Genomic DNA, 13,965 nt, shown 5'->3' with positions numbered 1-13,965 from the left:
GTTTTTATAGACGAATTGATAAATAAAAAGAGGAAATAATGAATTTTAAAATATTTGCTGAACTAATTGAATTGAAAGCTAAAACTGCTTCAATTTTTCCATTTTTACTAGGGCTTGCTTACTCGCTTTATCATTATCAGTCAGTCAATTTGTCAGCGCTCGCTATTTATTTTGTGGCAATGTTTATGTTCAACTGTTTTGTTGATATTTGGGACAACTATAATGATTATCATAAAGCAGTAGATACAGATGATTATCAAAAAAATACAAATATTATCGGACGCGAGAACTTATCAATGGGACTCATCAAAAGTTTATTGGCCTTTTTCTTTTTTGGTAGTCTGATTTTAGGAATTATTGTCGCTTTAATGACTGGTTGGGCAGTCTTTTGGTTGGGATTACTCTGTTATGCTGTTGGAGTTTTCTATGCTGGAGGGCCAAAACCGCTCTCATCACTTCCACTTGGGGAACTTTTATCAGGTTTGACAATGGGTTATGTCATTTTTCTGATTTGTCTTTATATCAATAGTTCTCAGAACTTTGTTTGGTCATTTGCGAATCTGGCAACCACTTTCTTGATTGCTTTACCTAATACGTTATTGATTGCAAATCTGATGTTAGCCAATAACACCTGCGATTTAGAAGAAGATGAAGCCAATCACCGCTACACAATCGTGCACTATATTGGAAAAAAGGCAGCACTTATTTGGTGGACTACAGCTTTAATTTTGGCTTTTGTTACCATTGTTGTTGCTGTAATTTTAGGATTACTTTCTCCAATTATGCTTTTGATTCTGTTAATTGCACCATTGATGATAAAATTTGCTCGACCATATTTGCTAAAACAAGTAAAAAAAGAAACATTTATTTCATCGGTTAAAATCTTAATGGTTTTTCAACTTGTACAAGTCCTACTATTCTTTGTTAGTTTAATTAAATTTTAAAAAAGAAAAACTCCAAATGAATTAATTTGGAGTTTTATTATTGATTGTTTTAGATTGATTTGTTTTTTGAGTTAGTGGTCTTGCACCATTAACCAGAGCGATTAAAGCAAAGACTGGACCACCGATATATGGAAGTAATAACCAGCAAAGATTTCCTAAGTGGAAATCAAAGAAAACAATTAAAAAGACATATAGGGCGATTCCTAGAAGGAATAAAAGATAAATAGGTAATGCTTTATTTGCAATTTCTGCTCGACTGCCAGCACTAGTAGATATTTTTGAAAAAAGGAGCATCGTTGGTAAAATCAAAATGCCATAAATCATTGAAACTAGGGCAAAAATTCTACGGAAAGTTGAACTTTGAGCAAGAGTAGGTAACTTACGGGCTGTAAGTTGTGGACTACGTTCTTGAATAGCGGCAATGAATTTTTCTCTTTGAGTCCAACCCGTGTAAAATAATGCGAAAGCGAGTGTTCCAAAAATAAACCATTCGTAGAGAATTGTCAGAGGGTTGGTTTGTTGTGAAGATAAACTACCCGAACTGGCCATGATTGCCATGAAATCATTCATGGCATGTACCACAATCGCAAAAATCAAATTGCTTGTTTTCATGTAAACCACAGCTGCGAAAAGTCCAAAAGCCATAACTCCAAGAACTTGGATGATAGTATTTCCTAAAGGCTGATTACGAATATTGACCAAATGCATGAGTCCAAATAGTATACTTGAAATAAATAAAGGAACAATAATCTTATCTTTAGAATTTTTAACTAAAATACCAAAAATCAAACCTCTAAAAGAGAGTTCTTCAGCAAAACCAATTAATAAAGTGGCTCCAATAGCTAGAAAAATATATGAAGCGGGGGCATGTTTTTCTATTGCAAGAACTAAACCTGCCAGAAACATGACTAAAGGAAGAATGAACATTCCTAATGCTTTTTTCCAGTTATAACCTTTAAATAGCAATTTTTGATGCCAGAAAAAATGATTGAGTAGCAGTAAGATGATGATAATTGGAATTTCTTGAATAATAATAGAAGTTAGCGAAGCAAAATGTCCGAGGCTGCGTAACCAATTGATAAGACCAAGAGCCTTGAGAATAGGATCGAGTGCCAGTAGGTAGGCAAGCCAGACCAAGAAAACACTAAAGACGCTGATGTATTTTTTCATAGAAGACCTTTCTTGAGTTCAAAAATAGTTGTCAGTGAGCCTTTGTGAAAAAACTTTGACAGATTTTGCATAATATTTCAGTTATATTTTGATTATAGTTATAAATTTTCTTCTTGTCAATTATAAACAAAGGGTAATTAGCAGGCAAATCAAGATTATTAAGTGAAAAGTACTGACAAAATTATAGGTATTTTAAAACGTTCAAAATAAATTAAAAAAATACTGACAGACTTGCCATGGTAGCAAATTTAACCATAATAAGTCTGTCAGTAACTTTTTAATTACAACAATCATGTTTAACATCTGTTTTTTTAGTTGAATGAGATTCAGCTGAAACGTGTAGAGCCGCCGCTCCCTTGACCGGACAAGTGTTAACATTACAGTCTTCGCAAGCCCCTTTGCTACGAACAGTTTTAAAAATGGCAAATCCAGTAATAATGAGGATGACAGCCAAAATGACAATACTAGCTAAGTTCATAAGTAAGACCTTTCCCTTTTCTGAAAATGAAATATAAACCAACCGACAATACAATTAATGCTAATAAACTAAAAACATCAAAGTTTTGTGAGCTAAACAAACTACCCAATTGATAAATAATGAAACTCATGCTATAAGCAACTAAAGTTTGAAAACCAACCGCTCGTAAAGTCCAGCGAACATCGCCCATTTCCTTATAAATTGTTGAGATTGCAGCAACACATGGCGCGCAAAGCAGATTGAAAACAAGGAGAGAATAAGCGGAAAGAGGAGTATAGGTGGCTTGAACAGCGGACCAGAGTTGGTGACTGTCAGAAGAATTATGAGCAAAAAGGACACCCATTGTTCCGACAATTGTTTCTTTGGCAATTAGTCCAGTAATTGTAGCGACTGTTGCCCGCCATTCCCCAAAACCAAGAGGAGCAAAGATAACAGCAACAACTTTACCAACATCAGCAAGAATGGATTGACCCGCATCAACATGTGCCAAGGTCCAATTATAATTTGAAGTGAACCAAATCAGAACGTTCATAGCGAAAATGATCGTACCAGCCCGTTTGACGAAAGAAAACGCACGGTCGAAAGCATATTTTAAAACAGTCATCGCATATGGTAAATGATAGGCAGGAAGCTCCATGATGAAAGCCGAAGTATCGCCGGAAAACATCCGTGTTTTTTTCAAAATAATACCGGAGAGAATAATCATTGACATTCCCAAAAAGTAAGCACTAGGAGCAACCCAAGAAGCATGAGGGAAAAAGGCACCAGAAACTAATGCGATAATAGGAAGTTTGGCAGAACAAGGCATAAAAGTTGTGACCATAATTGTAATTTTTCGGTCCCGTTCTTGCTCAATCGTTCTCGTCGCCATAATTCCAGGTACGCCACAGCCAGAAGCAATAAGCATGGGAATAAAAGACTTACCAGAAAGGCCAAATCGTCTAAAAATTCGGTCCATGACAAAGGCTACCCGAGCCATATATCCAGAATCCTCCAGAATTCCTAAAAGTAAAAAGAGAACAAAAATCTGGGGAACAAAACCTAAAATTGCCCCAATTCCGGCAACGACACCATTTAAAACTAAATCTTGAACCCAAGGAGTAACCGCTAAAGCATTCATTCCATTGGCAATTAAATCAGGAAGCCATTGACCAAAGAAGACATCATTGAGCCAATCGGTCGCTGCTGTTCCGACAGTTTGAATAGAAATAAAATAGACCAACCACATGATAAAAACAAAAATAGGAAGTCCCAACCATTTATGGGTAATAATCTGGTCGATTCGATCTGTCAGATTAATTTTACCAGTTTCAGTCTGAGTAACGCAAAGTTGAACAATATGACCAATTAAATCATAACGTTCATTAACGATAATCGATTCACGGTCATCTGCCATTAATTTTTCGGTGATAGAAACAATTTCCTCAATTTCAGCCAGTTGTTTTGCTGATAAGCCAGCTTGAGAATTGTCAGTAGGAACTTGCTGACTTAGCGCTTTATCTGTTTCTCCAGCTAATAAAAGTTTGTCGCCTTCGAAAACTTTTATTTGTTCAAAACGATTGGTAAAACCAGTTACTTTACCAATTTCCGAGAGCGCCCCTTCAAGTCGATGGTCATAATCTAAAGGCTGACTTTCATGACTTTTAAGTGCTGCTTTAACAACCTCATCTAAACCTTTATTTTTAATGGCCGAGGTTGTAACAACAGGAATTCCAAGGCTATAAGAAAGTTTTTCAATGTCGATTTTTTTTCCTTGACCAGCCAAAAGGTCGCTCATATTAAGCGCTAAAACCATAGGGATTCCAAGTTCCATCAGCTGTAAAGTCAAATAAAGTGAACGCTCTAAATTCGTTGAATCCACAATATTAATGAGGGCATCCGGTGGTGTTTTTGTCAAAAAATCTCTGGCAACTTGCTCATCAAGTGAATAAGGAGAAAGAGAGTAAAGACCAGGCAAATCTTGGATACAAATACTTTTATCTTTTCGATAAAACCCGGATTTCTTTTCAACAGTGACCCCTGGCCAATTACCAACTTGCTGATTTGAACCGGTTAGTTGATTAAAAATACTCGTTTTTCCACTATTGGGGTTTCCGAGTAGTGCAATTATTTTCATATTATTAAAATTTCTTCTTAAATTTCGTTAGACTTTGTTAAGTATTCTAGGACAATTTCTTTACAAAAATAACGATAAAAATAGGTCAACAATTTTGCTTACTATCGTTCAAGAACGACTTTAATTTTTTCAGCATCCGTCTTTCTCAAAGAGAGAGAATAGCCTCGAAGCCTAAGTTCAAGAGGGTCGCCAAGTGGTGCTAATTTTTGCAGATGAACACTTGTTCCTCGCGTAATGCCCATGTCCATCAAGCGGCGCCTGATATCAGACGTTGCATCAATCATGCGAACGACACCAGTTTGGCCAACTTGCAAGTGAGCTAAACCAATGATATCCTCGCTAGAACGTTCTTCTTTTACAAAAATTTGCTCCAAAAATTCAGAACTTAAAGCAAGGCGAGTTTCATCAATTTTGACAATTGCATTCTCGCCGTCAGTAGAAATTAGTGTTATTTTTTTATCGGAAATCATGCCTAAATCACGCAGTTTAGCTTGGTTTTTCCCAATAATTTTATGAATATAATAAATTTGCCCAATATGGGTATTGTTAAGAGTTTTCATTTTACCTCCCGGAATCAAATGATTACAGAAAATGTCAAGTAAGTTTTACATTTATGATTATATCAAAATTTAAAGTACGATACAAGAATTTTCTGAAAAATAACAGTAACTTTTAATGTTTAAGAAATGGATCTCCTAAAATCTTTAAGTACTTTCAATGGAAATCAATAGCGATTTTTGATAGGATGAATCATATCAGATGAGGACTTGTTTTTGACAAAAAAAGTGTTCGTTGACAGCCTAATGTAAAGGTGTCAAGCCCTTTGTCAACCAAGTTTACATTAGTGTCAAAAAGGTTGACAGTCAATGCTCACATATAGGGAAGGAAAATTGTTGATGGAAAAAGAAGAACTTAAGAAGAAATTAAGCCCACTTGCTTATCGTGTTACCCAAGAAAATGGGACAGAGGCCCCTTTTGCTAATGAGTTTGATGATTTTTTTGAAAAAGGATTGTATGTTGATGTTGTGAGTGGCGAACCGCTATTTACAAGTTTAGATAAATATCAATCAGGCTGCGGTTGGCCAGCCTTTACACAACCGATTGAAAAAGGGGTTGTCAAAGAAAAACGAGATAAATCTCTATTTATGGAACGTACAGAAGTTCGTTCTAGTAATGCTGACAGTCATTTGGGTCATGTTTTTACTGACGGCCCCTTAGATAAGGGAGGTTTGCGTTATTGTATTAATTCTGCCGCTTTGCGTTTCGTTCCTTTTGACCAATTAGAAGCAGAAGGTTATGGAGAGTACATCAAATACTTTTCATAATTCTATATACTCAATAAAAAAGTTACTGACAGAAATTTTAATCGATGAAAAATGCTTCTGTCAGTAACTTTTTATAAAACAAAAGAAAAATTCTGATGTTTAACATCAGAATTTTTTATTTCTATATTTTACTCAACTGAGAAGAGATATGGATAAACCGGTTGTTTTCCTTCGTGGATTTCAACTTCAATCTCAGGATATTTTTTCTCAAGTTCTTTAGCAATTTTGTCAGCGTTGGCTTTTTTGCCTTCTTCACCAATATAAATCGCTACAATCTCACTATCTTCATCAATCATTTGGTCAAAGACAGCAAAGATTGCATCATTCATTTTTCGTGTTGAAACAACAATTTTGTTATTCAACATTCCAAGTGTATCTTTTTTATGAATTTCGATACCATCGACATTTGTATCACGAATGGCTGTTGTTACTGAACCAGATTTAACGTCAAGAAGTGCATCAGTCATAGCGGCTTTGTTTTCTTCAATTGAACGTGTAGGGTCAAAGCTCAAGAGTGCTGTAAATCCTTGAGGAACAGTGGCAGATTCAATCACTTCAACAGGAATTTCAGCAACTTCAGCAGCAGATTTTGCGGCCATAAAGATATTCTTGTTATTAGGTAAGATAATTACTTTTTCTGCGTTAACAGCTTCAATAGCAGTCAAAATATCTTCTGTCGAAGGATTCATTGTTTGACCACCAGAAACAACATGATTAACACCCATTTCACGGAAAATATCAGCTAAACCTTCACCAGCAGCAATAGCAATTAAGCCCCAGTCTTTTTTAGAAGTAGAAGTTGAAACATTTGTTGATTTTGCTTCTTTTTCAGCGACACCTTCATTTTGCAGGCGCATATTGTCAACTTTAACTTTTACAAGACGTCCATATTTAAGTCCTTCTTGCATAACTAAACCAGGATCTTCTGTATGAACATGGACTTTAACGACTTCCTCATCATCAACAACAAGAAGTGAATTCCCAATTCCTGCAAGATAAGCTTGGAAGTTATCGTGGTCGTAACTTTCACGAGAAGTTGGACCTTTACCGAGTTCAACCATGATTTCTGTACAATAACCAAATTTGATGTCCGCTGTTGAAGCATTGGCAACACTTTCGTGTTCAACATTAACCATACGGTCCATTGCGCCAAGTTCGGCAACAGGTGTTTCTGGTACGAATTCACCATTAAGCGCCATTAAAAAGCCTTCATAGATATAAACCAAACCTTGACCACCAGAGTCAACAACTCCAACTTCTTTAAGAACTGGGAGCATATCAGGAGTCATGGCAAGTGCTTTTTTAGCTCCTTCAAGTGCTGCTTCCATAATTTTAACAGCATCATCAGTTTCGTCAGTTTTGCGTTTTGCTAACTCAGCAGCACCACGAGAAACAGTTAAAATTGTTCCCTCAACGGGTTTCATAACTGCCTTATAGGCTACTTCAACCCCATTTTGAAGTGCAGCTGCAAGATGGATTCCATCAATTTCTTCGTAATCTTTAACATATTGAGCGAAACCACGGAAAAGTTGGCTTAAAATAACACCAGAATTTCCGCGAGCTCCCATAAGAAGACCTTTTGAAAGAATTTGAGCCACTTGACCAACAGTATCAGCTGGTTTAGAAGCAACATCTTTTGCCCCATTTGTAATGGTCATGCCCATGTTTGTTCCTGTATCTCCATCGGGAACAGGGAAAACATTAAGCGAGTTAACATATTCGGCTTGTTCGTTCAAACGGCTTGCCGCTGCTTGAACCATTTCTTGAAATTTACTTGCATTAATATTTGACACTAATCTTCAACCACCTTCACATTTTGTACATATACGTTTACGCTACTGGCTGTGATGCCAAGTTGATTTTCGAGATTGAAACGAACACGTTCTTGAATATTTTTTGCAACTTCGCTAATTTTTACACCATAAGAAATGACAACATAAACATCGATAGAAGTTTCGTTGTCAGCAGTTGTAACGACAACTCCTTTAGAATAGTTTTCTTGACGCAAAACACTGCGAACATTATCTTTAACAGCGGATTTACTGGTCATGCCGACTACGCCGAAAATTTCAGTTGTAGACGCACCCACAACCGTTGCAATGACTTCGGTAGCAATATCGACATTCCCGTGTTGGTTGTTGATAGTAACACTCATTTTCATAGCTGTACCGTCGTCAATAATTTACAAATTTTTGTAAATAAAGAAAAATTGACTGACAAACGGCACTTTCCTCCATATTATTTAAATATCATTACTCATTTTATCATACTTTTATAAAATAAAACAGCTCTTTTGAACTGCTTTTTGAAATTTACCATTTGTCAGCGCTGACAGAGTTTGTTGGTAACAATTTTATTTACTGACAGAGCTTGTCAGTAAATAAAAAAACCCCGTCAGATGACAGGATATTTTTGTGTTTTGCAAAAAACAAAAATTATACGCGTTCTACGCCTGCTGGCAATTTCTTCAAAGCTTTAGCTGAAGCCCATACAGTTTTGAGTTCACCGTTTTCAAGAATTGTAACTTTTTGAAGATTTGGTTTAACTACGCGTTTAGTTTGATTCATCGCGTGTGAACGGTTGTTACTTGAAACAGTCTTACGACCAGTAAAATAACATTCTTTAGACATGATATTTACCTCCCATTAGATTTTTATGTGCTTAAAAACAACATACTTGTTGATTATAACATTTTTCAAATAAAAAAATCAAGCTTTTGACTATTTTTGGCTGTTTTTTTTCACGCTTTCTGATAAAATGAGATTATGGAAAATTTAATCGAAGAACTTACTGCAAAAAATAAAGAATACATTCATTCGGTAACGAAACAACTGATTTTAGTTGGGAAATCAGATGAAGAAGTTAAAGAAATCTTGAATGACATTCTTCCACAAATTATTGAAGGTCAAAAATCAGGAATTATTGCTCGTAAATTATTGGGAGCGCCAACTGAATTTGTTGCTCAATATCAACCAAAAATTGCTGACAGACCTGTCAGTGAAAAAAATGAAAATCCAGTTTTGATGTGGCTTGATAGTAGCCTACTTTTTTTAGGATTTATTTCTCTTTTAAATGGAGTAACCGCACTTATCACTTCTAAAGCTCCGGTTTATGGCTTGATTACAACAATCTTGTCAGCGGCAGTTGCTGGTTTGGTAATGTATATGATGTATCGTTACTTTTATCGTCCTAAAGCGGATAACAGTCGTAGAACTTGGAATTGGAAAGGTTTTGCAGCAACCACTCTGTCAGTTCTCCTTTGGATTGCGGTAACTATCTTCTCTGGCCTTTTGCCAACATCAGTTAATTTGCAACTTCCTGCAATTGCTTTAGTTATTGTTGGACTTGTAGCCTTTGGAGTTCGTTGGCTCTTGAAACGTCAATTTAACATTCAATCTGCTTTGGTTGCTCAACCAAGAAGATAAAAAAGGAAGTCTCTAATTTTAGAGATTTTTTTATTTATATAGGTAGAATCTTTTCATTAGTGTTTTAAAATAGTGTCAGAAATGCCTATTTATCAACCTTTTATCCCCAAAATGACCACAGAGGGTTGTGTATTGAGAAACATTTTGTGTTATAATGTATATTGATTAATTATGATTATGGAGGTCCTTTGATGAAAGGGATTATTTTAGCAGGAGGGTCTGGAACACGACTTTACCCACTGACACGTGCTGCGTCAAAACAATTGATGCCTATTTACGATAAACCAATGATTTATTACCCATTGTCAACTTTGATGTTGGCTGGGATTAAAGACATTTTGATTATCTCGACACCAACAGATACCCCACGTTTTAAAGAGTTACTTCAAGACGGTTCTGAGTTTGGGATTAATCTGCAATATGCAGTACAACCATCACCAGATGGATTGGCTCAAGCCTTTATTATTGGTGAAGAATTTATTGGCGATGATTCAGTTGCGCTTATTTTGGGTGACAACATTTATCACGGACCTGGAATGTCTAAAATGCTCCAAAATGCAGCTGCAAAAGAAAAAGGAGCCACTGTTTTTGGTTATCATGTTCCTGACCCAGAACGTTTTGGTGTCGTTGAATTTGATGAAAACATGAATGCTGTTTCTATTGAAGAAAAACCAGAAGAACCTAAATCAAATTATGCAGTAACTGGTTTATACTTCTACGATAATGATGTTATTGAAATTGCCAAAAACATTGAACCTTCACCTCGTGGAGAGCTTGAAATTACTGACGTAAATAAAGCTTATCTTGAACGTGGCGATTTGTCAGTTGAATTAATGGGCCGTGGCTTTGCTTGGTTAGATACAGGAACACATGAATCTCTCCTTGAAGCTGCACAATATATTGAAACAGTTCAACGGATGCAAAATATGCAAGTGGCAAACTTGGAAGAAATTGCTTACCGTATGGGTTATATTACAGCTGACGATGTTCTTAAATTGGCCCAACCACTTAAGAAAAATGAGTATGGTCAATACTTGCTTCGTTTGATTGGAAAAGACTAAAAAGTCATTATTAAAGTAAAGTTGTCAAAGTACAAGAAGGACAATCAATGCTAAAAAATATTTGGGAATGGTTTTTGTGGTTTACTGGTGTGACTGACGCAGGTTGGTCAGCGTGGTGGGGCGGATTTTTCAGCTGTTTGCCACTTTTTGGTGTCTTTGCTGTTGTTTGGCGAAGACTAAAATGTCATGCACCAGGTTGTCATCGAATTGGACTTCACCGCACAGCTGATGGACTTTATGTTCTTTGTCGAAAACATCATCCAGATGTACCTAATAACCTAACGCTCGAACACATTCAAAAATCACACGTCAATGCAAAAGCGAAAAAAGATAAGTGACTGAATGAAGTTAGCGTTGTTCTTGAATAAACTTTGAAAATAGTGATTAGAAAGAAAAATATGACTGATAATTTTTTTGAAAAAACATTGGCTGCACGAGAAATCAGCCAAATTCCTGGAATGTTAGAATTTGATATCCCAGTTCATGGTGATAATCGTGGATGGTTTAAAGAAAATTTCCAAAAAGAAAAAATGATGCCACTTGGCTTTCCAGAAAGCTTCTTTGCCGAAGAAAAATTACAAAACAATGTAAGTTTTTCTCGTAAAAATGTTTTGCGTGGTCTCCACGCTGAACCTTGGGATAAGTATATTTCTGTCGCTGATGGCGGAAGTGTTTTAGGCGCATGGGTTGATTTACGTGTAGGAGAAAATTTCGGTCATGTTTATCAAACTGTGATTGATGCAAGTAAAGGAATTTTTGTTCCACGTGGTGTGGCTAATGGATTCCAAGTTTTGTCTGACACAGTTTCTTATAGCTATTTAGTTAATGATTACTGGGCACTTGAACTTAAACCTAAATACGCTTTTGTGAATTATGCTGACCCAACTTTGGGAATTAAGTGGGAAGATGTTGAAAATGCTGAAGTTTCTGAAGCTGATAAAAATCATCCATTATTAAAAGATGTAAAAGCTTTGAAGGCTGATGAACTCTAATGTTTGCTTTACATTTACGAACTAAAAAACGTTTAGAATTTTGGCAAGTTGAAAAAAATACTGACAGACCGAGCTGGGCCAATCAGGCACTTACTGACGGGGGCTTTTCTTGGAATGACAAATCACTGTCAGTAAAAAATGTCGGTGGTTTACTCAAAATGACAGTTCCTATTGGCGATTATTTGGTCTTCAATGGAAAATATTTAAAAGCTGTGCCAAAAGCAAAATTTGTCAGAGAATATCGAGTGGATTAATTTTCAAGATTTACTAATAAATAATTTAAAAAGGAAAAAACATGACTGAATTTAAAAATATCGTTGTGACAGGTGGAGCAGGATTTATCGGCTCAAACTTTGTACACTATGTTTATAACAATCATCCAGACGTGCATATCACAGTTTTGGATAAATTAACTTATGCAGGAAATGTTAATAACATTAACATGTTATTTGACAGTGGACGTGTCGAACTTGTTGTTGGCGACATTGCAGACCCTGAAATTGTTGATCAAGTGGCTTCTAAAGCAGACGCAATTGTTCACTATGCAGCTGAAAGCCATAATGATAATTCATTGAAATCTCAAGATGAATTTATCCAAACAAACTTTATCGGAACTTATACTTTGATTCAAGCGGCTCGTAAATATGATTTACGTTTCCACCATGTTTCTACTGATGAAGTTTATGGTGATTTGCCTTATCGCGAAGATTTGCCAGGTCATGGCGAAGGTGAAGGTGAAAAATTTACTGACAAAACACCTTACAATCCATCAAGCCCTTACTCTTCAACTAAAGCGGCTTCTGATTTGATTGTTCGTGCTTGGGTCCGTTCATTTGGGCTTAAAGCAACAATTTCAAACTGTTCAAATAACTACGGACCTTTCCAACACATCGAAAAATTTATTCCTCGTCAAATTACTAATATTCTTTCAGGAATCAAACCAAAACTTTACGGTGATGGTAAAAACGTTCGTGACTGGATTCATACAGAAGACCATTCATCAGGTGTTTGGACAATTTTGACTAAAGGTCGTATGGGCGAAACTTATCTTATCGGTGCAGACGGTGAAAAAAATAACAAAGAAGTTCTTGAAGATATTTTGACTCGTATGGGCAAAGATAAAGACGATTATGACCGTGTAACTGACCGTGCTGGCCATGACCTTCGTTACGCGATTGATAATAGTAAATTACGTACAGAACTTGGTTGGGCTCCAAAACATACTGACTTTGAATCTGGTTTGCAAGCGACCATCGACTGGTATCGTGAAAACGAAAACTGGTGGAAAGCTGAAAAAGAAGCTGTTGAAGCAAAATATGCTGAAACACAAAAAGTTTTGGATAAATAAAATAAATTCCAATTATATTATCTAAAAGTTACTGACAGTAATAATGAAAAAATCTGTCAGTAGAAAAATTAAAGATTGGAGAACAAATGATTTTAATAACAGGTGGAAATGGACAACTTGGAACAGAGTTGCGTCATTTACTTGATGAACGTGGCATAGCTTATACAGCAACAGATGCTAAAGAACTCGATATTACTGACGGCGTCGCTGTTGATAAATTCTTTGATGAAAATAAACCTGAACTTGTCTATCATTGTGCGGCTTATACAGCTGTTGATAAAGCTGAAGACGAAGGTCGTGAACTTGATGAAAAAATCAATGTTGATGGAACTAAAAATGTAGCCGAAGCGGCAGCACGTGTTGGGGCAACACTCGTTTATATTTCAACTGACTATGTTTTTGGCGGAACTTTGCCAATTGGCCAAGAGTGGCCGGTTGATGCACCAAAAGCTCCTGAATCTGAATATGGACGGACGAAACATCTTGGTGAAGAAGCAGTTGTGGCTTCTGGTGTAAAACATTACATCATCCGTACTGCTTGGGTCTTTGGTTCTTATGGCCCAAACTTTGTCTTCACAATGCAAAACTTGGCGACACGTTTTCCAGAATTAACCGTTGTTAATGATCAACACGGCAGACCAACTTGGACACGTACACTTGCTGAATTTATGGTTTATTTGGTTAATGAAAAAGCTGATTTTGGTTTTTATCATCTAACAAACGATGCTGCGCCTGGTGAAGATGTGACTTGGTTTGATTTTGCCAAAGAAATCTTGAAAGACACAGATGTGCTTGTTAAACCTGTGGATTCAAGCAAATTCCCAGCAAAAGCAAAACGTCCATTTAATTCAACAATGAGTCTTGAAAAAGCAAAAGCGACAGGTTTTGTCATTCCAACATGGCAAGAAGCTTTAGCAAGTATGCTTGAAAAAGGCGATTTGCGTGAAAATAAAGATGGCGTAAAAGGCGAAATTAACAAAAAATAATGACTCTGTCATTAAAATAAACTAATTGAAAATTCTGTCAGCGACCTGCAAAAGCTCGTCAGTACTGACAGAATTCTCATTTTGAGAGGCTGAAATAATCACTAAATAAATTTTAGTGAG

Annotated in this window: 16 protein-coding genes; 9 read left to right on the top strand and 7 right to left on the bottom strand. The window is 36.2% G+C overall.

Annotated features, from left to right (window positions below; genetic code table 11):
- The first annotated feature begins 38 nt into the window (after positions 1–38).
- On the top strand, positions 39–944 hold the full coding sequence (locus AB6B24_RS06125) for a prenyltransferase (protein WP_311843989.1): 906 nt from the start codon (positions 39–41) through the stop codon (positions 942–944).
- 21 nt (positions 945–965) lie between these two features.
- Here the strand turns inward: AB6B24_RS06125 and AB6B24_RS06120 are convergent, their stop codons facing one another.
- The 4 genes from AB6B24_RS06120 to AB6B24_RS06105 all read right to left on the bottom strand — a co-directional run bounded on the left by AB6B24_RS06120 (position 966) and on the right by AB6B24_RS06105 (position 5,268).
- On the bottom strand, positions 966–2,114 hold the full coding sequence (locus AB6B24_RS06120; protein ID WP_311843990.1) for a type II CAAX endopeptidase family protein: 1,149 nt from the start codon (positions 2,112–2,114) through the stop codon (positions 966–968).
- A gap of 277 nt (positions 2,115–2,391) precedes the next feature.
- Positions 2,392–2,592, bottom strand: coding sequence for a hypothetical protein (locus AB6B24_RS06115; protein ID WP_195935956.1), 201 nt, complete (start codon positions 2,590–2,592; stop codon positions 2,392–2,394).
- Positions 2,579–4,708: a ferrous iron transport protein B gene (gene feoB, locus AB6B24_RS06110; protein WP_311805410.1), complete on the bottom strand. Its 2,130-nt coding sequence runs from the start codon at positions 4,706–4,708 to the stop codon at positions 2,579–2,581. Before feoB ends, AB6B24_RS06115 begins: the two co-directional genes overlap by 14 nt.
- Before the next feature lie 101 nt (positions 4,709–4,809).
- The gene (locus tag AB6B24_RS06105) at positions 4,810–5,268 is read right to left on the bottom strand and encodes a ferrous iron transport protein A (protein ID WP_003129762.1); all 459 of its coding nucleotides are present in this window, start codon (positions 5,266–5,268) and stop codon (positions 4,810–4,812) included.
- Between the two features lie 336 nt (positions 5,269–5,604).
- Between AB6B24_RS06105 and msrB the strand changes: the two genes are divergently transcribed.
- Positions 5,605–6,033 (top strand): peptide-methionine (R)-S-oxide reductase MsrB, encoded by a 429-nt coding sequence (msrB, locus tag AB6B24_RS06100; RefSeq protein ID WP_029344728.1) that lies wholly within the window; start codon positions 5,605–5,607, stop codon positions 6,031–6,033.
- Between the two features lie 128 nt (positions 6,034–6,161).
- Here msrB and AB6B24_RS06095 read toward each other — a convergent pair whose 3' ends face one another.
- The 3 genes from AB6B24_RS06095 to rpmB form a co-directional block, all read right to left on the bottom strand.
- A complete protein-coding gene (locus AB6B24_RS06095) occupies positions 6,162–7,826 on the bottom strand; it encodes a DAK2 domain-containing protein (RefSeq protein ID WP_003129765.1) in 1,665 nt (554 codons plus the stop codon).
- The gene (locus AB6B24_RS06090; RefSeq protein WP_025016601.1) at positions 7,826–8,188 is read right to left on the bottom strand and encodes an Asp23/Gls24 family envelope stress response protein; all 363 of its coding nucleotides are present in this window, start codon (positions 8,186–8,188) and stop codon (positions 7,826–7,828) included. The genes AB6B24_RS06095 and AB6B24_RS06090 overlap by 1 nt, the downstream gene beginning before the upstream one ends.
- A 280-nt stretch (positions 8,189–8,468) precedes the next feature.
- Complete coding sequence (rpmB, locus tag AB6B24_RS06085) at positions 8,469–8,663, bottom strand: 50S ribosomal protein L28 (RefSeq protein ID WP_003129776.1); 195 nt, start codon at positions 8,661–8,663, stop codon at positions 8,469–8,471.
- A gap of 135 nt (positions 8,664–8,798) precedes the next feature.
- Between rpmB and AB6B24_RS06080 the strand changes: the two genes are divergently transcribed.
- From AB6B24_RS06080 to rfbD, 7 genes are all read left to right on the top strand, one after another.
- Positions 8,799–9,458: a DUF1129 domain-containing protein gene (locus tag AB6B24_RS06080; RefSeq protein ID WP_278227934.1), complete on the top strand. Its 660-nt coding sequence runs from the start codon at positions 8,799–8,801 to the stop codon at positions 9,456–9,458.
- Positions 9,459–9,649: 191 nt separating this feature from the next.
- The gene (rfbA, locus tag AB6B24_RS06075; protein WP_010905191.1) at positions 9,650–10,519 is read left to right on the top strand and encodes a glucose-1-phosphate thymidylyltransferase RfbA; all 870 of its coding nucleotides are present in this window, start codon (positions 9,650–9,652) and stop codon (positions 10,517–10,519) included.
- Between the two features lie 47 nt (positions 10,520–10,566).
- Complete coding sequence (locus tag AB6B24_RS06070; RefSeq protein ID WP_003129779.1) at positions 10,567–10,857, top strand: hypothetical protein; 291 nt, start codon at positions 10,567–10,569, stop codon at positions 10,855–10,857.
- Between the two features lie 60 nt (positions 10,858–10,917).
- Positions 10,918–11,511, top strand: a complete 594-nt coding sequence (locus AB6B24_RS06065) for a dTDP-4-dehydrorhamnose 3,5-epimerase family protein (RefSeq protein WP_311843991.1) — start codon at positions 10,918–10,920, stop codon at positions 11,509–11,511.
- The gene (locus AB6B24_RS06060) at positions 11,511–11,765 is read left to right on the top strand and encodes a hypothetical protein (protein ID WP_047206739.1); all 255 of its coding nucleotides are present in this window, start codon (positions 11,511–11,513) and stop codon (positions 11,763–11,765) included. The genes AB6B24_RS06065 and AB6B24_RS06060 overlap by 1 nt, the downstream gene beginning before the upstream one ends.
- Positions 11,766–11,806: 41 nt before the next feature.
- Positions 11,807–12,859, top strand: a complete 1,053-nt coding sequence (gene rfbB / locus AB6B24_RS06055; RefSeq protein WP_023190041.1) for a dTDP-glucose 4,6-dehydratase — start codon at positions 11,807–11,809, stop codon at positions 12,857–12,859.
- Between the two features lie 86 nt (positions 12,860–12,945).
- Complete coding sequence (gene rfbD / locus AB6B24_RS06050; RefSeq protein ID WP_025016599.1) at positions 12,946–13,845, top strand: dTDP-4-dehydrorhamnose reductase; 900 nt, start codon at positions 12,946–12,948, stop codon at positions 13,843–13,845.
- Positions 13,846–13,965 lie beyond the last annotated feature (120 nt).

Source organism: Lactococcus sp. AK05, from assembly GCF_041026685.1.
GTDB lineage: Bacteria > Bacillota > Bacilli > Lactobacillales > Streptococcaceae > Lactococcus > Lactococcus lactis.
The sequence above is the reverse complement of the archived record's forward strand: the minus strand, read 5'-3'. Positions and strand labels throughout refer to the sequence as shown.